The organism is Terrabacter sp. 05T424, assembly GCF_056396225.1.
In genome coordinates this window covers 126,426-146,543 of the sequence record NZ_JBFTLB010000004.1, presented here as the reverse complement: position 1 = coordinate 146,543, position 20,118 = coordinate 126,426, and the positions used below count along the sequence as shown (strand labels likewise).

General features: G+C 70.7%; 17 protein-coding genes. 5 read left to right on the top strand and 12 right to left on the bottom strand.

Going from position 1 to position 20,118, the window contains the following annotated elements:
- Positions 1-139: 139 nt before the first annotated feature.
- Both bar and AC1DE0_RS11220 read right to left on the bottom strand, forming a co-directional pair.
- Entirely contained in the window at positions 140-1,276 is a 1,137-nt protein-coding gene (bar, locus tag AC1DE0_RS11225; RefSeq protein WP_478100400.1) for a barbiturase, read from the bottom strand.
- 5 nt (positions 1,277-1,281) lie between these two features.
- Positions 1,282-2,229 carry a carbamate kinase gene (locus tag AC1DE0_RS11220; protein WP_478100398.1) on the bottom strand — a complete coding sequence of 316 codons (948 nt, stop codon included), beginning with the start codon at positions 2,227-2,229 and terminating at the stop codon, positions 1,282-1,284.
- A gap of 223 nt (positions 2,230-2,452) precedes the next feature.
- Here AC1DE0_RS11220 and AC1DE0_RS11215 point away from each other — a divergent pair, with 223 nt between their 5' ends.
- On the top strand, positions 2,453-2,698 hold the full coding sequence (locus AC1DE0_RS11215) for a DUF6458 family protein (RefSeq protein WP_478100396.1): 246 nt from the start codon (positions 2,453-2,455) through the stop codon (positions 2,696-2,698).
- A 51-nt stretch (positions 2,699-2,749) separates the two neighbouring features.
- Here AC1DE0_RS11215 and AC1DE0_RS11210 read toward each other — a convergent pair whose 3' ends face one another.
- The 8 genes from AC1DE0_RS11210 to AC1DE0_RS11175 all read right to left on the bottom strand — a co-directional run bounded on the left by AC1DE0_RS11210 (position 2,750) and on the right by AC1DE0_RS11175 (position 14,252).
- Complete coding sequence (locus AC1DE0_RS11210; protein ID WP_478100394.1) at positions 2,750-4,264, bottom strand: carboxyl transferase domain-containing protein; 1,515 nt, start codon at positions 4,262-4,264, stop codon at positions 2,750-2,752.
- 38 nt (positions 4,265-4,302) lie between these two features.
- The gene (locus AC1DE0_RS11205; RefSeq protein WP_478100392.1) at positions 4,303-5,235 is read right to left on the bottom strand and encodes an ABC transporter permease; all 933 of its coding nucleotides are present in this window, start codon (positions 5,233-5,235) and stop codon (positions 4,303-4,305) included.
- Complete coding sequence (locus tag AC1DE0_RS11200) at positions 5,232-6,317, bottom strand: ABC transporter permease (RefSeq protein WP_478100391.1); 1,086 nt, start codon at positions 6,315-6,317, stop codon at positions 5,232-5,234. The genes AC1DE0_RS11205 and AC1DE0_RS11200 overlap by 4 nt, the downstream gene beginning before the upstream one ends.
- The gene (locus AC1DE0_RS11195; RefSeq protein ID WP_478100389.1) at positions 6,314-7,918 is read right to left on the bottom strand and encodes an ABC transporter ATP-binding protein; all 1,605 of its coding nucleotides are present in this window, start codon (positions 7,916-7,918) and stop codon (positions 6,314-6,316) included. Before AC1DE0_RS11195 ends, AC1DE0_RS11200 begins: the two co-directional genes overlap by 4 nt.
- A gap of 7 nt (positions 7,919-7,925) precedes the next feature.
- On the bottom strand, positions 7,926-8,945 hold the full coding sequence (locus AC1DE0_RS11190) for a BMP family protein (RefSeq protein WP_478100387.1): 1,020 nt from the start codon (positions 8,943-8,945) through the stop codon (positions 7,926-7,928).
- Between the two features lie 260 nt (positions 8,946-9,205).
- Positions 9,206-10,057 (bottom strand): SDR family oxidoreductase, encoded by an 852-nt coding sequence (locus AC1DE0_RS11185; protein ID WP_478100385.1) that lies wholly within the window; start codon positions 10,055-10,057, stop codon positions 9,206-9,208.
- A gap of 3 nt (positions 10,058-10,060) precedes the next feature.
- Complete coding sequence (locus tag AC1DE0_RS11180) at positions 10,061-12,094, bottom strand: hydantoinase B/oxoprolinase family protein (RefSeq protein WP_478100383.1); 2,034 nt, start codon at positions 12,092-12,094, stop codon at positions 10,061-10,063.
- Between the two features lies 1 nt (position 12,095).
- Entirely contained in the window at positions 12,096-14,252 is a 2,157-nt protein-coding gene (locus AC1DE0_RS11175; protein WP_478100381.1) for a hydantoinase/oxoprolinase family protein, read from the bottom strand.
- Positions 14,253-14,438: 186 nt separating this feature from the next.
- On the opposite strand from AC1DE0_RS11175, the gene AC1DE0_RS11170 reads away from it, so the two are divergent.
- Together AC1DE0_RS11170 and AC1DE0_RS11165 are read left to right on the top strand one after the other, a co-directional pair.
- The gene (locus tag AC1DE0_RS11170; RefSeq protein WP_478100379.1) at positions 14,439-14,879 is read left to right on the top strand and encodes a YciI family protein; all 441 of its coding nucleotides are present in this window, start codon (positions 14,439-14,441) and stop codon (positions 14,877-14,879) included.
- A complete protein-coding gene (locus AC1DE0_RS11165) occupies positions 14,876-16,096 on the top strand; it encodes an RNA polymerase sigma factor (protein WP_478100781.1) in 1,221 nt (406 codons plus the stop codon). The genes AC1DE0_RS11170 and AC1DE0_RS11165 overlap by 4 nt, the downstream gene beginning before the upstream one ends.
- A gap of 125 nt (positions 16,097-16,221) precedes the next feature.
- On the opposite strand, the gene AC1DE0_RS11160 is transcribed toward AC1DE0_RS11165, so the two are convergent.
- A complete protein-coding gene (locus AC1DE0_RS11160; protein ID WP_478100377.1) occupies positions 16,222-17,526 on the bottom strand; it encodes a nucleotide disphospho-sugar-binding domain-containing protein in 1,305 nt (434 codons plus the stop codon).
- Between the two features lie 302 nt (positions 17,527-17,828).
- Between AC1DE0_RS11160 and AC1DE0_RS11155 the strand changes: the two genes are divergently transcribed.
- Positions 17,829-18,605, top strand: coding sequence for a hypothetical protein (locus AC1DE0_RS11155; protein WP_478100375.1), 777 nt, complete (start codon positions 17,829-17,831; stop codon positions 18,603-18,605).
- On the top strand, positions 18,602-18,952 hold the full coding sequence (locus AC1DE0_RS11150) for a winged helix-turn-helix domain-containing protein (protein ID WP_478100373.1): 351 nt from the start codon (positions 18,602-18,604) through the stop codon (positions 18,950-18,952). The genes AC1DE0_RS11155 and AC1DE0_RS11150 overlap by 4 nt, the downstream gene beginning before the upstream one ends.
- A 240-nt stretch (positions 18,953-19,192) precedes the next feature.
- Here the strand turns inward: AC1DE0_RS11150 and AC1DE0_RS11145 are convergent, their stop codons facing one another.
- Positions 19,193-20,116 (bottom strand): carbon-nitrogen hydrolase family protein, encoded by a 924-nt coding sequence (locus AC1DE0_RS11145; RefSeq protein WP_478100370.1) that lies wholly within the window; start codon positions 20,114-20,116, stop codon positions 19,193-19,195.
- Between the last annotated feature and the right edge of the window lie 2 nt (positions 20,117-20,118).

The window sequence follows — 20,118 nt, the reverse complement described above, 5'->3', positions numbered from 1 at the left end:
CCCGTCCCGGGGTCTCAATCGAAAGAACACTCCGTCGCCTGACAGCGGGGCCGCTCGGTCCCGCCGAACCGTGACGGAGTGTTCTTTCGATTGTCTGGGGTGACGGAGTGTTCTTTCGATTGGGGAGAGAGAAGCAGGGTCAGCGGGTCCAGCGGTAGCCGGTGGGCTCGCCCTCGCCGAGGTCGACGATCGCGGCGACCGGGCCACCGCCGTCGGGGCCCTGGTGCGCGGCCGACACCGACACGAACACGGCCGGGTCTCCGGTCACCGAGGCCGTGACGCCGCCGACGGCCGACTTGATCTGGCGGTGCCAGTGCACGTCGGAGTCGTCGAGCATGGCGTTGCGCCGGCCGTGCACCTGACCGTCCTGGCTCACCTCGCACTTGAGGAAGACGTTGACGAGACGCCCGTCGATGTCCGAGGAGTGCGCACGCTCGGGCAGCTCGAGACCGGCGTCCTTGATCGCCGCCCAGATGCCGTCGGCGTCGAGGGCGTCCTGCATCACCGAGTGGCCGATGCGGTAACGGCCACCGACGCCGCGGGCGTTGCCGACGACGACGACCTGCGCCTGGTCGAGCTCGACACCGGAGGAGCACGACGCGACGGAGGAGAAGAGCGAGCGGTTGTGCATGATGTCGGCATCGGTCGGCATGTCGATCTCGCCGAGGGCGACGGCGATGCCGAGACCGGTCGTGCCGTTGGAGAGGTCCATCGACTCGTGCGTGTGCTCGGTCCACACCTCGTGGCCGCGGGACTTCGCGTCGCGGATCGTGTGGATCGTCAGCAGCGGCGTCTTGGTCTGGACGTAGTGCACGTCGGCCGGGTCGGTGATGCCGGCACGCTCCATCGCCACCTTCACGGCGTCGGCGACCTTCTGCACCATCGCGACGTAGCCGATCTCCTCGGGCTTGATCGGCTCGCTCATCGCGAAGCCGACCGTCAGCCGCGGCTCGTCGGACGCCTCGGCCTTGTCGGCGGGAACGGTCGCGAAGATCGTCGCGTGCGGGCTGATGACGCCGTCGGTGCCGCCGGACCAGACGATCGGGACCTGCTTGACCTGGTCGGCAGGAGCGCCCTTCTCGACGAGCACCTCACGGAACGCCCGGTCGGCGATGATGCGCGTGTAGTCGTTGACGCCGCCGTTGCCCTCGGTCTTGCCGATGATGGCGATGACGCGGCTCGCCTCCATGACACCGTCGTCGATGAGCTTCGCGAGCTCCGACGCGTCGGCGACCGAGTGGATGGGGACCTTGCGCACCTCAATGGCTTCGGGCACGTGAATCACCTTTCTCTTTCAGGGTTTTCGATGACGGTCCCGATGTGGCCGTCGATGGCGGTTGCGAGCTGGTCGAGTGCCGTCACGATGGAGCGGCGGCCGCCGGCGCGCACGAAACGCATGGCGGCCTCGATCTTGGGGCCCATGGAGCCCGACGCGAAGTGGCCGGCGGCGGCATACGCCTCCATCTCGGCGAGGGTGACCCGCCCGATGTCGTGGGCGTCGGGGGTGCCCCAGCCGGCGACGGCGTGCGCGACGTCGGTGGCGATGACGAGCACGTCGGCGCCGACCGCGCGGGCGAGCAGGGCTGCTGTGAGGTCCTTGTCGATGACCGCCTCGACGCCGCGGACCGCGCCGCTCTCGGTGCGCACGACGGGGATGCCGCCGCCGCCGGCCGCGACGACGACGTAGCCCGCGCCGAGCAGGGTGAGCAGCGTGTGCGTCTCGAGGACCTCGATCGGCTCCGGCGAGGCGACCACTCGTCGCCAGCCCTTGTCGCCGCGGTCCTCCCAGCGCTCGCCGTGGTCGATGAGGGCCTGCGCCTGCTCGCGGGGCAGGAAGCGCCCGATCGGCTTGGTCGGGTGGGTGAAGCCGGGGTCGTCGGCGGCCACCAGCGTACGCGTGACGAGCGCCGCGACGGGACGCTCGGCCCCGCGTGCGCCGAGGGCCGCCTCGAGGGTGTCGAGCAGGGTGAAACCGATGGTGCCCTGCGTCTGCGCGCCGCACCAGTCGAGCGGGACGGGCGGCACCACGTGCGCGGCCAGCTCGTTCTTGACGAGGAGGTTGCCGACCTGCGGGCCATTGCCGTGCGTCACGACGACCTCGTGGCCGGCCGCGACGAGGTCGGCGAGGTGCTGGCTGGCCTTCGTGATCGCGGCCCGCTGGGCCTGGGGCGTCGCGCTGCCGTCGGGGCCGGTCATGGCGTTGCCGCCCAGCGCCACGAGCACCCTCACGGTGCGTCCTTGCTTGTCGGGGCCGTCGTCATGGCGTGAGCCTAGGGAGCACGTGCGAGCGTGCGCGTTGTCACCTCCTGCCCAACGCGGCCCCCGACATTGGCAGATGTATGCCGTCCGCCGCCTGTGGGTGCGCGGGTCCCGGCGCCCCGGCGGGTAGGGAGGATGATGTCGAGGAGACGCAGTCGTTGCGTCGCCGCTCAAACCAGGAGGTGGAGGCACTGTGGGTGTCGGAGTCCTGCTCGCCGTCGTGGGCGCGATCCTGACCTTCGCGGTCCGGGCCAACACGTCGGTCATCAGCCTGCCGATCGTCGGCATCATCCTCATGGTCGCCGGCGGGCTGCTCATCTGGCACGGTCGCAAGGGCAGCCAGCGCAAACGGGTCATCACTCGCGAGGAGCGCCCGAGCGGCGCGACGATGCCGACCAACACGGTGCGCCAGACCATCGAGGAACGCGACATCGACTGACCTCGGGTCGCGCCGCAAACGGACGGTGAGGTCAGTCGATGTCGCAGCGGCTCACGCCCGTGGGGCGCCCGCGCCCAGGGCCCGGTAGCGGGCGAGCCGGGCGGCGAGACGCTCGTCCGGCTGCTCGCGGGCGAGGACCGCCAGCTCGTGCTGGATCGTCTGGCTCATCCGGCGACAGAACTCCTCCGGCTCGTCGGCCGCGTCGGGGTGCTCGGCGACGATGCGGTCGACGATGCCGTCGGCGAGCAGGTCGACGGAGCGGACCCGCTGGGCCTGTGCCAGCTCGGGTGCGTGCTCGGTGTCGCGGTGCAGGATGGCAGACGCTCCCTCGGGCGGCAGCGGCGACAGCCAGGAGTGCTGCGCGCAGATGACCCGGTCCGCGGGCATGACGGCGAGGGCGCCGCCGCCCGTGCCCTGACCGAGAAGCACGCACAACGTGGGCGCCTCGAGTGTCACGAGGTCGGCGAGGCACCGCGCGATCTCGCCGGCCATGCCGCCCTCCTCGGCCTCCTTCGACAGGGCCGCACCCGCCGTGTCGATGATGCTGACGAGGGGGAGGCTGAGCTCGCGGGCGAGGGCCATCCCACGCCTGGCCACGCGAAGTCCCTTGGGGGACAGGGGAGTGTCCAGCGTCTGACCCCGGCGGTCCTGGCCGAGCACGATGCACGGGGCGCCGCCGAAGCGGGCCAAGGCCATGAGCAGGCCGGGGTCGTACTCGCCCTGGCCGGTCCCGTGCAGGGGCAGCACGTCGGTCGCCCCGAGCTTGAGCAGCGCCCGCACACCCGGCCGGTCGCTGCGCCGGGAGCGGACGATGGAGTCCCAGGCCGGGATGTCGTCGAGCGGCTCACGGACGAGCTCGGGCACGTCGGGCACGTTCTCGCGTGGGCCCATCAGCACGTTGAGGGCGCGGTCCGCGGTCTCGGCGAGCGCCTCGACGGGCAGGATCGCGTCGATGAGGCCGTGCTCGAAGAGGTTCTCGGCGGTCTGGACGCCCTCGGGGAACGGCTGGCCGTAGAGGGCCTCGTAGACCCGGGCGCCGAGGAAGCCGATCATCGCGCCGGGCTCGGCGACGGTGACCTGGCCGAGGGAGCCCCACGACGCGAATACTCCTCCGGTCGTGGGGTGACGCAGGTAGACGAGGTACGGCAGGCCGGCCGCCTTGAGCTGGGCGCAGGCGGCACTGATCTTGACCATGCCGACGAATGCCGGCGTGCCCTCCTGCATGCGCGTGCCACCGGAGCTGGGCGCCGCGAAGACCGGCAGCTCCTCGCGCACGGCCCGCTCGAAGGCGAGGACGATCCGCTCGGCGGCCACGGCCCCGATGGATCCGGCGAGGAACGAGAACTCGCCCGCGATGACCGCCACGCGCCGCCCTCGGATGCGTCCTTCTCCGGTGATGATCGACTCGTCGCAGCCACTGCGCTCGGTGGCGGCGGCGAGCTCGACGGCATAGGCGCTACCGGGCTCGGCCGGCTGGGACGGCTCCTCGTCCCAGCCCTGCCAGCTGTCGTCGTCCAGCACCGCGGCGAGCAGCTCCCGCGCGCCCAGCCGTCGTGGCTTGATCATGACAGTCCCCTTCTCTTCGTGCATCGTTCGGCCTCGCCTCAGTGCGAGGTTCGGCTCTCGCGGTCGTAGTTGCGTCCGAGGAAGGCCGGGATGCGGGCGAAGCGTAGTGCGAACATCATGACGAGGAGGGTCGCGACGTAGGGCAGCATCGAGATGAACTGGTGCGGCACGTCGAGCCCGCCGACCTGCACGCGCAGCGCCAGGACCTCCATGCCGGCGAAGAACGCAGCACCGCCGAGGATGTACTGCGGTCGCCAGCCCCCGAAGAAGGCGAGCGCGATGGCGAGCCAACCGCGGCCCGCGACCATGCCCTCGGTGTAGGTGCCTGTGTAGGTCATCGGCAGGTAGGCGCCGGCGAGCGCCATGAGGGCTGCACCGCCCGCGCTGCACCAGATGCGCGTCCGGGCGACGTTGACGCCGAGACTGTCTGCGGCCTTGGGGTTCTCGCCGACGGACCGGAGCTTGAGGCCATGGTTGGTGCGGTAGAGGAGCCAGTAGAGCAACCCGGAGACGACGAAGGCGAGGTAGACCATGCCCGACTGCTGGAAGAGCACCGGACCGAGCACGGGGATCGACGACAGCAGCGGGATGCTCACGTCGTCGAGGGTCGGGATGAGCGGCGGCTGGAGCGTGACGCCGATGACGACCTTGTAGAGCAGGGAAGCGATGCCGGTGGCGGCGAAGAAGAGCGCGAGCCCGATGACGAACTGGTCGAGCCGGAAGCGCGTGGTGACCCACCCGAGGAACCAGCCGAAGAAGCCGCCGACGAGCGCGGCCGCGACGAGGCCGACGAGGTTGCCGCCGAACTTCAGCGAGACGAGGAAGCCGACGCTGGCGCCGAGCATCATCAGGCCCTCCTGGGCCACGTTGAAGACCCCGGCGCGTCCGGCGAGCATGGTGCCCTGGGCGGCGAGGATGAACGGCACCATGGCGGTGACGACGAGCTGCAGGAACGAGGTGACCTCGGTCATCGCGACGACCTCCCCAGACGGGCCCCGACGACGTCGGAGAAGAGCAGGAACAAAAGGATCAGGGCTTCGACGATGAGCACCATCTCGCTCGGCACGCCGGCCGTGCGCTGCATCGCGCTGGAGCCGACCTCGAGGACGGCGATGCCGAAGGCGACGAAGGGCACGGCGAGTGCGTTGCCCCTAGCGATGAGCCCGATGATGATGCCGAGGAGCAGGTAGTTCGACTGCATGCCCTCGATGAGCTTCCCGTGCACACCGGCGACCTCGATGGCGCCCGCGAGTCCCGCGAGGGCTCCGCCGACGACGAGCGATCCGACGGCCACCCTGCCGATGCGGATGCCGTGGACCTGGGCGGCTCGGGAGTTGGCGCCGACGGCGCGCAGCTCGTAGCCCGGCACGCTGCGCCGCATGATGACGACCACCGCGACCGTCACGAGCACTGCGAGCAGTACCCCGAGGTGCATGGCGGGGCGACCGACCTGAGGGAGCAGACCGCCCTCGCCGATGGGGATGGTCGTCGGGTGCCCGGCTGCCGGGTCGCTCCACACCTCGGACGCGACGTAGTCGACGATCCCGAAGCTGACGAAGTTGAGGAGCACCGTGCTGAGGATCTCGTTGATGCCGAACCGGTCCATCAGCCAGGCCGCGACCCACGCGAAGACAGCGCCGGCCAGGACCCCGCAGACAAGGACCATGGGCAGCAGGACGGGCAGCGGCAGGTCGGCCAGGAGTATGCCGGCCGCGGTGCTCGCGGTGGCACCGACGAGCAGCTGCCCCTCACCACCGATGTTGTACTTGCCGGCCGCGAGGGGGATCGTGAACGCGAGTGCCAGCAACACCAGCGGAACCCACTTGTGTACCGTCTCGACGAGCCCGAAGCCGGACTTGAACGACGTCGTCACGATGGCGCGGTAGGCGCTCAGCGGGTTGTGCCCGAGCGCGGAGATCACGATGCCGGCGACCACGAACGCGAGGAGAACGGCCACGACGTAGGAGACGACCTGCCTGGCCATGGCGGGGCCGCGACCCGGGGCGGGCCCGGTCTGCGGCGGGGTCTGGACGGGGGTGGTGGTCGTCGTCATGCCGACTCCTCGAGTCCGGCCATCAGATGGCCCATTTCGTACTGGTCGTACTCGCCCCGGCGCCGTTCGCCGACGATGCGGCCGGAGTAGACGACCAGGATGCGGTCGCACAGGTTGGTCAGCTCGTCGAGGTCCTCAGAGATGAGCAGCACGGCCGTGCCGTTGGTGGCGGCGCCGCGGGTGCGGTCGTACACGAACTGGGTCGACGGGATGTCGAGGCCGCGCGTCGGGTTGTGCAGGATGAGGAACCCGGGCTCGTGGGAGAAGGCGCGCGCGAGGATGATCCGCTGGATGTTGCCTCCCGACAGCTGCGCGGCCGGGGTCGAGGCCGACGGCGCCTTGATGGAGAAGGCCCTGATCGAGTCCTCGGCGTGCTGCCGAGCTACGCGCCAGTCGAGGAGGGGTCCTGAGCGGAACCGGCGCCCGCGCTGCGCGCCGAGCACGAGGTTCTCGACGATGCTCTCCGAGGGCAGGATGCCGTCGCGGTGACGGTCCTCCGGCACGTACGCGACACCACGGTCGAGCCACGCCGCCGTCGGGGCCCCCGCGAGGTCGTGGTCGTCGAGCGAGACCGAGCCGGCGACCATGGGCCGCACACCCGACAGTGCTTCGGCGAGCTCGACCTGGCCGTTGCCGGCGACGCCGGCGATCCCGACGACCTCACCGCCGCGGACCGACAGGCTGACGTCGTGGGTGGCGGGCACGCCGTGGTCGTTGTGCGCCACCACCCCCGAGACGACGACCCGCTCGGGACCGTGGCTGATGGCATACGTGCTCGGTCCGCTGGTGCCGGAGACGGGGGCGGCCATGCCGGCCGTCACCACCTCGGTGACCCGGCTGACCATTGCGTCGTCGCCGACCATGAGCCCAGCCAGCTCGGTGGGTGAGGTCTCGCGACGTGCGACGGTGCCGACGCGGAGGCCGTCGCGCATCACGGTCAGCGTGTCGCACACCGCCATCGTCTCGCGGATCTTGTGGGTGATGAAGACGACGCTCATCCCTTCGTCCACGATCGCGCGCAGCGAGCCGAAGAGCGAGTCCACCTCCTGTGGAGTGAGATTCGTCGTCGGCTCGTCGAGGACGAGCACCTTCGCGCCGCGGTAGAGCGCCTTGAGGATCTCGACCCGCTGGCGCAGGCCGACCGACAGGTCGGCGACCTTGGCACCCGGGTCGACCGTCAGGCCGAAGCGCGTGGAGAGCTCCGCGATGCGCTCAGCCTCGCCGCGCAGATTCATCGACGGCCACGACGGCAGGTGGGTGCCCAGGACGACGTTCTCGGTGACGCTGTACGTGTCGACCTGGAGGAAGTTCTGGTGGACCATGCCGATGCCGTGGGCGATCGCCGCCCGCGGGTCGCGGATGACGACGTCGGCCCCCTCGAGGGTGACGGTGCCGGCGTCGGGGCGGTAGAGCCCGTAGAGGACGTTCATGAGCGTCGTCTTGCCGGCCCCGTTGCCGCCGAGCAGGCCGTGGACCTCGCTCTGCCCGACCGTGAGGTCGACGCTGTCGAGAGCCACGACCGGCCCGAACGTCTTGCGTATGCCGTCCATGTGCAGGAGCGGCCGGGGGCTCTCCGGCCCCCGTGCGGTGTCGTCGGTCATGGGCGCATCACTTGATCGGCGTGAGGTTCTTCTCGACCATGATCTTGCCCGACGTGATGTCGGTGACGGCCTGCTCGACCTTCGCGGCGACGGCCGGGTCGATGTTCTTCGGAGTCTGGATCGAGACGCCCGCCTGGAAGCCGAGGGGGTAGTAGCCGTTGCGCTCGCCGGCCTTGATCTTCGTCAGCATGTCGCCGAGGGGCTTGGTGAAGTCGTAGATCGCGGACGTCGCATAGTGCTGTGGGTCGAACTGCGACTTGTCTGTGTACTTCGCGGTGACGACGACGTTGTCGGCCTTGCCCTTGAGGGCCTGGAAGGCGCCGACCATGCCGAGGTTGAGCGAGCCGATGATGACGTCGTTGCCCTGGCCGACGAGCTGCGAGGTGATCTGCTGCGCCTTCGTCGGGTCGTTGAAGTCGCCGGTCCACACGGGCGTGACGGTGGCGCTGGAGCCGTTGTCCTTGAGCGCCTGGTTGATGGCGTGGACCTCGGAGTAGGAGAAGGGGAGCGACAGGCCTCCGACGTAGCCGATCTTGCCCGACTTGGTCTGCGCGGCTGCGAGGACGCCGAGGGGGTAGAAGGCCGTGTGGAAGTTGCGGTCGAGCACCCACAGGTTGGGGATCGACTCCTTCGGCTTGTCGTCGAACTCGCCGATGAAGGTGACGTCGGGGTTCTGCTTTGCCAGCTTGCTGGTCGCCTCGAAGTACTGGCTGCCGTGGCTCCAGATCACGGTGTAGCCGTCGGCGAGGTACTCCTTCATGACGCGCTCGGCGTCGGGCACCGGGACGCTCTCGGAGTGGGCGGTCTCGGCCCCCTGGGACTTCTCGGCTGCCTGGAGGGCGAGCAGGCCGAGGGCGTTGTAGTCGGCGTCGGTGGCGGATCCGGAGAAGATCGCGGCGATGCGCGGGGCGTCACCGCCCGCACCGCCGGTCGTGCTGCTGCCGGGCTCGCTCGAGCCGCAGGCTGCGGCGAGCAGCGCGACACCGAGGGCGGGGGCAACGATTCGGAAGACGGAGTGACGTGCCATGGGACCTCCAAGGGGTGCTCCGGCGTCGCTGAGGAGCCGGTGTGTGAGTGCGGCCCTGTGCCGTTGCGGAGGACTGTGCCAGCCGTGACGAATGCCACTCTTCGGCAACATCTGACAGCGGGCGAGGGGTTTGCTTGTGGCTCTGCCGCGGCGTGGCGGCGCGCCGGAGCAACACTGGTCGATTGCGGTGCGAGGAGAGGCCAGCTTCGAATCACACTGTCGCGGTGTCTTTTTCGGGTGAGGTAGGTCAGGGGGCGCGGTCAAAGGGCGCGGTCAGTGACGGGTGCGCTTAGCACGTCGGCCCAAGTGCGCGGGTCGCGGCCCAGTAGCCGGGCCAGGGTGGCGGACTCGCCGACGAGACCATGGCGGTCGTATGCCGTGAACATCGCGAGCAGGTCGGCGCGGGCCTGCTCGGGCAGCGTTGCGCCCGGGCCGTTCGACCAGTCCTCGAGCGCAATGTGCTCGGCCGTCACGTGGTGGCCGAGCACCTCGCTGGCCACGGCGGCCTGGGCGCGCACGCTGAGGGCCTCGGGCCCGGCCAGCTCGTAGGTGACGCCCTCGTGCCCGTGCCGGGTGAGCACCAGCGCGGCGGCCTCAGCGACGTCGTCGAGGTCGACGTTGGTGAAGGGGGAGTCGAGCGAGTAGGGGACGGCGAGCCGGCCTGAGCGGGCGGCCTCGACGAGGTTCTGGTGGTAGGCGGCCGGGCGCAGCACTGTCGCCCCCGGCAACACGGCGCGAACGACGCGCTCCGCCTCTCCCTTGCGGAGGTGGTGCGGCATGGAGCTGTCGTCCGGGTGCAGCACCGAGTGGAACACGAAGCGACCTACTCCGGCCGCTGCCGCAGCCGAAGCCACACGGCCGGCGATGGCGGCCTCGTCCGGGTGCACGTTCGGCGCCAGGTGGTAGACGCCCTCGACCCGGTGGACCGCCTCGTTCAACCCGGCCCCGGTCTCGAGGTCAACGACCGAGATCGACTGGGCCCCAGCGGCATACGCCATGGTCTGTCTGTCGACGGACCGCACGGCAGCGCGGACGGCGATGCCGCGTGAGGCCAGGGCACGCGTGACGGCGCGACCGGTCTTGCCGGTCGCGCCGATCACGAGGACGGTCATCGTTCACACCCAGTCGACGTCCGCTGCGTGCTGGCCGGCTGCGAGTGTCGCGTAGCCGGGGCCGCGGTCGAAGAACGGCCGCTCGGCGGCGCGTCCGGCACGCAGCTCGTCACGCAGTTGGTCCGAGGCCGCGGTGTCGATCGACGGCTCGTCCTTGCTGCCGCTCGCGACGACGCCGTAGTCGCGTCGGGCGCCGTCGAGGGAGACCTTGCCCCAGCGCAGGTCGCGCTCGACCTCGTCGTAGGGGCGCTCGAGGGGGTCGCCCCAGCCCCCACCGCCGGTCGTGCGGATGCGGATGACCTGGCCGGCCTTGACGACCTCGGCGTCGGCGAGGGCATCCACGGTGCGCTCCTCGGGACCGCCGACGTCGACGGTCACCTCGAAGGGGCGACCCGCCTTGCCGCCCTTGACGCCCCAGCAGGCGAGGATCGACCGGTCGGCGATCGACATGAAGTTGGCGTCCTTGAGCATCCGGATGTGCTTCTCGTAGCCGAGGCCGCCGCGGTGTCGCCCGGCGCCGCCGGAGTCGACGGCGAGGCCGAGGCGCTCGACGATGAACGGGAAGCGGCTCTCGGTGAACTCGGTCGGCAGGTTGCGGCTGTCGGGCACGACGTGGATCGTGTCCTCGCCGTCGGCGTAGTAGCGCCCGCCCGAGCCGCCGCCGAGCACCTCGCGCATGAGGTAGTCGTTGCCGTCGCGGTCCTTGCCGTAGACGCCGGTGTAGCGGATCGTCTCCTGGTCGGCGGGCATCTTGCCGTCGACGGCCTTGGCGACGACGCCGGCGAGCACGCCGAGCAGGCGCAGGATGACAAAGGTGCGGGCGTTCGTCGGCGCCGGGTAGATCGGCGTGAGCAGGGTGCCCTTCTCGGGGAACTTCATCTCGATGAGCGGCACGATGCCCTCGTTGACGTCGAGTTCGGCCATCCGCTCGGGGGTGTCGGCGAGGTTGCGCAGGATCGGCGCGAGCCACTTCTTGAGGAAGTTGCCGCCGACGTAGTCGCCGCAGTGGTTGATCGGGCCCTTGGCCTGCTTGGCGGTGCCGGTGAAGTCGATGATCAGCTTCGGGCCGCCGTCGCCGGGGCCGGGGCCACCGGTGGAGACCTTCGTCAGCGTGATCCGCTGCGTGTGCAGCATCGGCTCGTCGACGCCGTCGTGCTCGGCGTAGTCCTCCCAGACGTACGTGCCGTCGGGGATCTTGCTGAGGATCTCGCGGCGGTAGGTCTCCGTCGTCTTGTCGAGGATGGCGTCGAACGCCGCCTCGATGGTGTCGCGGCCGTAGCGCTCGAAGAGCTCGGACAGGCGACGCGCACCCATGAGGCAGGCCGAGCACTCGGCGTCGAGGTCGGCGGCGAGGCTGTCGGGCATGCGGCTGTTGCGCGTCATGATGCGCAGCGCGGCCTGGTTCGGAACTCCCTTGTCCCACAGCTTGATCGGCGGGACGGAGAGGCCCTCCTCGAAGACGGTCTGGGCGTTGCTCGGCATCGAGCCGGGCACCGCTCCACCGATGTCGTCGTGGTGGCCGAACGCCTGGACGAACGCGACGACCTCGCCGCCGGAGAAGACCGGCACCGTGACGCAGAGGTCGGGCAGGTGGCCGATGCCACCCTCGGACTCGTAGACGTCGTTGTGGAAGAAGACGTCGCCCTCGCTCATCTCGTCGAGCGGGAAGTCCCGGGCGATGGGGTGCACGAGCGCGCTGTAGGAGCGCCCGGTCAGCTTGCGCAGCTGGCGGTCGTGGATGCCGGCACGGAAGTCGTGCGCGTCGCGGATCATGGGCGACCGGCTGGTGCGGGCGATCGCCGTCTCGACCTCCATCTCGACGCTGGCCAGGGTGCCCTCGACGATCTCGACGAGGATCGGGTCGACCGACGTGCCCTCGGGCGTCAGGCGGTTGCCGTGCTCGTATGCCGTGGGGAGCCCTGCAGGGTTCGGCGCGGGTGCGTCGTGGCCGGGTGTGCCGGCCGTTGACCCGTGGGAGCCGGTGGCGGCGTCGACGGGCGCGAGGCGGGTGGCGGCGGTCTGGCAGGAGAAGCACATCTCAGGCCTCCGTGGTGTTGGTCTGAGCGGTGACGGTGTCGGCGGCAGCGCTCTTGGTGATGACGAGGTTGCCGAGCGTGTCGACGCGGACGACGAAGCCGGGGTGCACGGGGACGGTCGAGCCGAACTCCTCGATGATCGCGGGGCCGTGCACCGAGTCGCCGGCGAGCAGGTCGGGGCGCCACCACACGTCGGTGTCGACGTAGCCGGCGTCGGCGTCGAAGCAGACGGGCCGCACGCTGCGGTGGGCGCGCTCGTGGACGTCGGCGACACCGGACACGTCGGCGCTCGCGAGGTCGCGCAGCTCCGGGCGGGTGATGGGTCCGACGCCGGTGACCCGGAGGTTGACCCACTCGACCTGCTGCGTGGGGTCGCTGCGGAAGTCGTAGCCGTAGAGGGCGCGGTGCTCGTCGTGGAAGCGCGAGGCGACGTCGACGGCATACGCCTCGTCGACCTCACCCTCGGGGGCGGCCACGCGGACCTCGTACGCCTGGCCGAAGTAGCGCAGGTCGACGGTGCGCGTGTAGCGGTGCTCCTCGCCCGGGAAGCCCTCTGCGTCAAGGGCGCTCGAGGCCTTCGAGGTGAGGTCGTCGAACGTCTTCTGCACTGCGGCGTGGTCGAGCGACGAGTGCCGCGCCACGGCGGTCTGGACGTAGTCGTTCTTGACGTCGACGGTGAGCAGGCCGAACGCCGAGACGTTGCCGGGGTTCTGAGGCACGACGACGCCGGCGAGTCCGAGGATGTCGACGAGGCGGCAGGCGAGCAGCGAGCCCGACCCGCCGAAGGTGGCGAGCATGAAGTCGCGCACGTCGAGGCCGCGCTTGACGCTCACCTGGCGCAGGGCGTTGGCCTGGTTCCACGCCGAGATCTCGAGGATGCCCGTGGCGCACCGCTCGAAGTCGAGACCGAGGCGGTCGGCGAGGGCCTGGACGCCGGTGCGGGCGGCGTCGACGTCGAGCGGGATCTCGCCGCCGAGCAGGTGCGGGGGGATGCGGCCGAGCGTGACGTGGGCGTCGGTGATCGTCGGCTCGGTGCCGCCCTTGGCGTAGCAGAGCGGGCCGGGGTCGGCGCCGGCCGACTGCGGACCGACCTTGAGCGAGCCCTCGGGGGAGACCCACGCGATGGAGCCGCCACCGGCACCGACGGTGACGACGTCGATCATCGGGATCTTGCTCGGGTAGGCGCCGACGCTGCCCTCGGTGGTCAGGGTCGGCTCGCCGCCGAGCACGACGGAGACGTCGGTCGACGTGCCACCGCCGTCACAGGTCAGCACCTTGTCGAAGCCGGCGCGGCTGGCGATGAGCCCGGCGCCGAGGGCGCCCGCGGCGGGGCCGGAGAGGACAGTCGTGATCGGCTGGTGCACGACCTCGTCGGCCGAGAGCACGCCGCCGTTGGACTTCATGATGTAGAACGGCAGCTTCTCGCTGCTGCTGACGAAGTCGTCGAGCCGCTGGTGGATGTTCGCGACGTAGCGCGACACGTTGGGCTTCACGGCGGCGTCGACGAGGGTCGTCATGGAGCGCTCGTACTCGCGGTACTCGCGCAGCACCTCAGAGCTGATCGAGACGATGGCCTCGGGGTGCTCGCGGCGCAGCACCTCGCGCATGGCGAGCTCGTGGCTGTCGTCGGCGTACGAATGCAGCAGGCAGACCCCGATCGTCGTGATGCCGCGCTCCTTGAACCAGCGCGCGACGGCCACGGCGCCGTCCTCGTCGAAGGGGCGGATCTCGTTGCCCTCGAAGTCCATCCGGCCGCCCACGGTCTTGACGTAGTCGGCGGGGACGATGCGGGGCGGCTTCACCCAGAAGTAGGAGTTGCCGTAGCCGTCGGGCACGGCCTGGCGGGCGATCTCGAGGATGAACTCGTAGCCCTCGGTCGTGATGAACCCGAGCGCCTCGACCTTGCCCTCGAGCAGCTTGTTGGTGGCGACCGTCGTGCCGTGCGACACGGCCGAGATGTCGTCGCCCGTCGCACCCATCAGGTCGAGCACCTTGCGGACGCCGGCGAGGAAGCCGTCGGCGGGGTTGCTCGGGGTGGATGGGGTCTTCGTCGTGACAAGCTCTCCGGAGCCCTCGTCGAGCGCGACGACGTCGGTGAACGTGCCGCCCGTGTCGATGCCGATGCGGATCCGGCGGCCTGCGGGGATGCCTGCTGTCATGGTGAGGATTCAACCCGGGGGACCCACCTCGCGGCGTTGGCACATGGTGCCAACAGAGGTCCGCTTCCGGGTCAATCCTCGCCAGTTGTGCCCCGGGCGTCCTTCTCGACGTCGAGCGCGCGCCCTCCGCTCCGTCCCAGGGGTGAGCGTGCCACGCTGGCACGACGCGACGAAGGAGAAAGTGACATGGCGAAGTACCTCATCGGCGTGGACTTCCAGGCCGGCGACGACCCGGCCCCGATGTCCGACTGGACCCCCGAGGAGGTCCAGGCGCACCTCGACTACTACGGGGTGCTGATCGGCGAGCTCGAGGCCAACGGCGAACTGGTCTCGTCGACGATCCTCACCGGTCCCGACCTGGCCAAGATCGTCCGCTCCGACGGGGCCGCACCGGTCGTCACCGACGGGCCGTTCCAGGAGTTCAAGGAGTGGCTGGCCGGCTTCCAGGTCGTCGACGTCGACACGGAGGAGCGCGCCCTCGAGATCGCGTCGCGGATGTCGGCGGTGCCCGGCCGTGGGGGCCGCCCGACCCGGCAGCCGATCCACGTGCGCCAGGTGATGGAGCAGGCGCCGTCGGACACGGAGGAGATGGACGCGTTCCTGCGCACCGCTGGCGGCACCCGCTGAGTCCAGCACCCGAGGTCGACGACCTGCTGCGCACCCTCGCGCCGCAGGTCGTCGGCATCGTCAGCAGGCGCTTCGGCGACTTCGACTCCGCCGAGGACGCCGTCCAGGAGGCCCTGCTCGCGGCCTCACGCCACTGGCCAGTCGACGGGCTCCCCGACGAGCCGCGCGCCTGGCTCGTCACGACTGCCTCACGACGCCTCGTCGACCTCTGGCGCAGTGACGCCGCCCGGCGCGAGCGCGAGGCGCGCGTCATCGCGTGGGAGGTGCCGGCATACGACCCCTCCGACCGGGACGACAGCCTCACGGTGCTCTTCCTCTGCTGCCACCAGGCGCTCACCCCCGCATCGGCGATCGCACTGACGCTGCGCGCCGTGGGTGGCCTGACGACCGCCGAGATCGCGCACGCCTTTTTCGTGCCGGAGTCGACGATGGCGCAGCGGATCAGCCGCGCCAAGGCGGCGATCCGCGCATCGGGTGAGCCCTTCCGTATGCCGTCCGGTGCTGACCGTGACGCCCGGCTGCGCTCCGCGCTGCACGTGCTCTACCTCCTCTTCAACGAGGGCTACGCGAGCACGCGCGGTGACGCGGTGCAGCGGATCGAGCTCTCCCGCGAGGCGATTCGCCTGACACGGCTGCTCGTCGCCGGCATGCCCGACGATGCGGAGGCGCTCGGACTGCTCGCCCTCATGCTCCTTCTCGCGGCGAGGGCTCCGGCGCGCACGGACGCCGCGGGCGACCTCGTGCCGCTCCCCGAGCAGGACCGGACGAGATGGGACCCGGACCTCGTGGCGGAGGGTCTCGACCTGCTCGGTCGGGCCATGGCGATCGGCGCGGTGGGGGAGTACCAGCTGCAGGCCGCGATCGCCGCGGTGCACGACCGTGCGCCGACCGCGGCCGACACGGACTGGCGCGAGATCCTGACGCTCTACGGTCTGCTCGAGCAGGTCACCGGCAGCCCGGTCGTCACCCTCAACCGGGCCGTCGCCGTGGCCATGGTCGACGGGCCGCAGGCCGCCATCGAGGTCGTCGACGAGGTCGCCGACCGACTCGGCGACTCGCACCGCTGGCTCGCCGTGCGCGGCCACCTGCTCGAGATGGCCGACGAGTCCGAGCTCGCCGCCGCCCACCTCGACCGGGCCGCCGCCACGGCGACGAACGAGGCCGAGCGTCGACACCTGGCGGCACGTGCTGCTCGGCTGCGATCCCCGCGAGCGTGATCGGCCGGAGCCGACGACGACCCCGCCGCCGATCGTGCTGCCTCACGACGACTGAGCCGGCGACGGGCGAGTCGATCGGGCCGACGCGCAGCTGCTCTGCGCTGACTCCTGGCGAGGTGGGCGGGTCAGCCCGGCCGGAGCAGCGCCTCTGCCTCGTCGGCGGCGGACGGACGCGTCCGGGCCTCCTCCGCGAGGACAGCCGCAAAGCGTCTGGCCGCTGCGGCATACTGCCCGTCCTCGAGCACGCGACGCACTGCGGCGGCGATCGGCTCGGGTGCGGCGGACGCACGCACCCGCACGCCGGCACCCAGCCGCATCACGCGTACGGTGTCGTCCTTCTGGTCCCGGCCCATCGGGATGCAGACGAGAGGGACTCCGGCGGCGAGCGAGCGCAGGACCGTGCCGTGTCCGGCGTGGGTGACCACCGCTGCCGCCCGCCGCAGCACCTCGTTGTGCGATGCAGCCCGCACGACCTGCACGTTCGCCGGCGCGACGACGGTCTCGGGGTCGACGGCGCGACCGGTCGTGACCAGGCCCCGCACCGGCAACCGGCCGAGGGCAGCGCAGATGCGGGCCAGCGTGTCTGCTTGGTCCTGGTGGACGGAGCTCAAACCCACGAGCACGAGGGGCCGGGGGTCGTCGGACGCCTCGTCCCCGCCCGTCGCCCAGCCGGGGTCGTCGAGCTGCGGGCCGACGTAGCGGACGTTGCCCGGCAGGTAGGGCGTGGTGAAGTCGAAGGACGGGCTCGTGAGCACCAGCACCGCGTTCGCGTGGTCGAGCATTCCGAGCAGCTCGCTGACAGGTTCGAGGCCGTATGCCGCACGAACTGCGTTGAGCTGCTTGGTCATTCCGGCCGACGCCTTTCGGATGGCCGCGAGGGCCATCGCATTGCGGGCTCGACCGACAGGGCTGCGGGCCAGTGGCCAGCCGGTGCCGAAGGGTGGGAGGCCGCGGGTGGGCCGCGCATAGATGTTCGCCATGAGCGCGGCGAAGGGCAGCCGGCTCGCCTCTGCCCCGATGACCATGCCGGGCACCGTGCCCTCGACGAGCACCGCGTCCGCGGCGTGACGATGCGCTGCGTCGAGCACGTCACGGGCGAAGAAGCCTGCCGGCCCGACGATCACGCGCTCCCGGACGCGCCGCAGTCGTCGCAGCGGGTTGCCGGTCTCGAACTCGGAGATCATCGCGGTCTGCTCGGCGACCGACCCGATTTGGGGCGCCGTCTGCCAAGGCGTGTAGTCGCACCCGGCCGTCCGGGCCACGTCCTCGGCGGTGGGGTCGGCGAGCACCAGCACCTGGTGCCCGCGCCTCACCAGCTCGGCGGCGACCCCCAACATCGGTGGCAGCGTGCCGCCGGCATCGATGGCAACCATGAGGAACCGCCCCGGAGCGGTGCGACCAGAGGGGTCGGTCGAGGTCACCGCCTCCATCGCTGCGTCCTCGGAGCGCGACGTGTCCGACCTTGCATGGTGAACCCCCCCGATGCACAGGCTGCCCCCGGGAGCTCCGGAGAGCGCGCCTCCCAGTCTCCCAGCGCCGCCCGCGGCTCGCGTACGAACTCGCAGTTTCGATCCCCACCTCCGATCGAGAGAACGCTCCGTCCGGGTGGCTGGCGTGCCGAGCGTTCTCTCTATCGGTCTTGGCCAGAGAGTACTCTTGACTGGCGACCACTCTGCAATGCAGAGTGAAGGCACTGGGCGCGTGAGGGCGCCGCGACCGCAGGGGGCACGGTATGGACGTCTCGGGCAACTCCGCTTCACCAGCACCATCCGCCGGGCTCGACCCCGACGAGGCGCGCCGCCTCCTCGAGCGCACCGAGGGCGTGCGACGAGCCGCCAGAGCCGACGCCCGGGGCCTCGCCATCCCACTACTCGTTCTCGGTGTCCTCACCATCGGCTACGCCGCCGTGTCCCACATCCAACAGAACGTCCTCTTCTCGGACCTCGGGCCCGGACAGTCCAGGGACTCCGCCGACGCCGAGCTCTGGTTCCAGCAGCTCGCCGACAACTACTGGGCCGTCGTCGGTGCCGTCGGACTTGTGGTCATCGGCATCTGGTTCGCGGTGCGCAGCCGACGTGTGGGTGCGGGTGCCGGCGCCGGCGCGTGGGTCGCCGGCGGCGTCGGGCTCTTCGTCCTGGCGACCTTCGGGCTGCCGTTCTCGCCGTTCGGCTTCGTGGGGATGTTCGGCATCGTCGGGTTCATGGCGCCGACGGCGTTCATCGGCCTCGCGCTGCTGATCATCGCGCGGCGCCGCCGCGACCCGCGGCTTGCCGTGTGGGTTGTCGTCTTCGGAGTGGTAGTGACGCTCGCGCACCTCGGGTTCTTCACCAACCGCTTCGGCGACCTGGTTCGGCTCGTCGGGCTGTCGGACTCCGTGTCGGTCGACGCCATCGTCCAGGCCGACCTCGTCGTCATGGCAGCGCTGGGGATCTTGCTCATCGGTGTCGGCCTCCGGCAGTGGCGCACGAGCGGAGAGGGTCGAGCCGCGCGCGACCCGGTGACGTCGTGACTGCGGGTGACGCCTCGGTCGACGAGGCCCCGCACCCGACGAGCGGGCTCAACGACGTCGTGCACCAGAAGGCACGACTCGGCATCCTCGCGGTTCTTGCTGAGACCGAGCGGGCAGACTTCACCTATCTCAAGTCGATGCTCGACCTCACCGACGGCAATCTCGGACGGCACATCGAGGTGCTCGCCGGCAGCGGGCTCGTGCACGTCGAGAAGGGGTATGCCGGCAAGCGCCCCCGCACCTGGGTGACCATCACGCGGGCGGGCCGGCATGCGCTCGCCGAGGAGATGGCAGCCATCCGTGAGCTGCTCCGCCGTTTCGAGAGCAGCGAACCACCCACTCCCTGAACCCAGTCGAGTGCTCACTCTCCTGCGTCAGGAACTGAGCACTCGACGTGAGGGCGGCGTCGGGAACTGAGCACTCGACGGGGAGGTTCGGTCCCGTCGTGTCTGGGTGGTCCCCTCCCATCCAGTCCAGTGCTCAGTTTCCTGCGTCGGGAACTGAGCACTCGACGGGGGAGGACGGGTCTCCCTCGGGAAGATCGTGCCTCCCACACAGTCGAGTGCCCATTTTCCTCCGTCGCAGACTCAGCCGGCCTCGCCGCGATGGATCGGCGCGTGCGGGAACGGCGTCTCGGCCGCGCCCTCGAGCTCGGCCCGGTGGTTGCGGATGAGGTCGAGATTGCGGTCGCGCAGGTGGTCGAATGCCTGGCCGACGTTCGAGCCCGGCGTCAGCGACGCGAGCGCCTCCGCCGGGTCGAGGCGGGCCGTGACCCAGCCCGGGTGCGTCGCCGCCTTGGCCACGATGTGGCCGACCGGGGTCACGATGTGCGAGTTGCCGAAGTAGAGCACCCCGGCCGGGTCCTGACCGACCGCGTTGGCGCCGATGACGTAGACGTGGTTGTCGTAGGCGCGGGCCCGCGAGGTGAGGTCCCAGATGTCGGCCGAGCGCAGCAGCGCCGACGGGCGGCAGATCACCTCGGCGCCCTGCACCGCCTGGATGCGCGAGAGCTCCGGGTAGTCGCCGTCGAAGCAGATGATCATGCCGATGCGGCCGAGGTCGGTGTCGCACACCGTGACGGTGTCGCCCGGGGTGACCCAGCCGCCGCCGCTGACGATCTCGGAGCAGAACGGGTGCGTCTTGCGGTAGACGCCGAGCACCTCGCCCTTCGGGTCGATGAGCACCGACGAGTTGTAGACGATGCCGCGTTCGGGCCCCCGCTCGTAGGTGCCGACGCAGAGGTGCACGCCGAGCTCGCGGGCGGCCGCCTGGAACGGCTCGGTCATCGCACCGGGCAGCTCGGTGACGAGGTCCCAGAGCTCCTCCTTGGAGCAGCCGGGCGTGAAGCCGGTCGTCGCGGTCTCGGGCAGCACGACGAGCTCGGCACGGGTGGCCTCGACGCAGCGGCGCGTCATCTCGACGCAGGCCTCGATGTTGGCCTGGATCGTCTCGTGCGAGAGCTTCTCGGGCACGGGGGCCACCTGGGCGGCGGCGGCGGTGAAGGCGCGCATCG

Bases quoted from the DNA above. Each gene is read 5' to 3' on its own strand.
- AC1DE0_RS11175 (WP_478100381.1), bottom strand. From the start codon at position 14,252: ATGACAGCAGGCATCCCCGCAGGCCGCCGGATCCGCATCGGCATCGAC.
- AC1DE0_RS11195 (WP_478100389.1), bottom strand. From the start codon at position 7,918: ATGACCGACGACACCGCACGGGGGCCGGAGAGCCCCCGGCCGCTCCTG.
- AC1DE0_RS11145 (WP_478100370.1), bottom strand. From the start codon at position 20,116: ATGCGCGCCTTCACCGCCGCCGCCGCCCAGGTGGCCCCCGTGCCCGAG.
- AC1DE0_RS11205 (WP_478100392.1), bottom strand. From the start codon at position 5,235: ATGACCGAGGTCACCTCGTTCCTGCAGCTCGTCGTCACCGCCATGGTG.
- AC1DE0_RS11200 (WP_478100391.1), bottom strand. From the start codon at position 6,317: ATGACGACGACCACCACCCCCGTCCAGACCCCGCCGCAGACCGGGCCC.
- AC1DE0_RS11155 (WP_478100375.1), top strand. From the start codon at position 17,829: ATGGACGTCTCGGGCAACTCCGCTTCACCAGCACCATCCGCCGGGCTC.
- AC1DE0_RS11190 (WP_478100387.1), bottom strand. From the start codon at position 8,945: ATGGCACGTCACTCCGTCTTCCGAATCGTTGCCCCCGCCCTCGGTGTC.
- AC1DE0_RS11180 (WP_478100383.1), bottom strand. From the start codon at position 12,094: ATGTGCTTCTCCTGCCAGACCGCCGCCACCCGCCTCGCGCCCGTCGAC.
- AC1DE0_RS11185 (WP_478100385.1), bottom strand. From the start codon at position 10,057: ATGACCGTCCTCGTGATCGGCGCGACCGGCAAGACCGGTCGCGCCGTC.
- AC1DE0_RS11210 (WP_478100394.1), bottom strand. From the start codon at position 4,264: ATGATCAAGCCACGACGGCTGGGCGCGCGGGAGCTGCTCGCCGCGGTG.
- AC1DE0_RS11160 (WP_478100377.1), bottom strand. From the start codon at position 17,526: ATGGAGGCGGTGACCTCGACCGACCCCTCTGGTCGCACCGCTCCGGGG.
- AC1DE0_RS11170 (WP_478100379.1), top strand. From the start codon at position 14,439: ATGGCGAAGTACCTCATCGGCGTGGACTTCCAGGCCGGCGACGACCCG.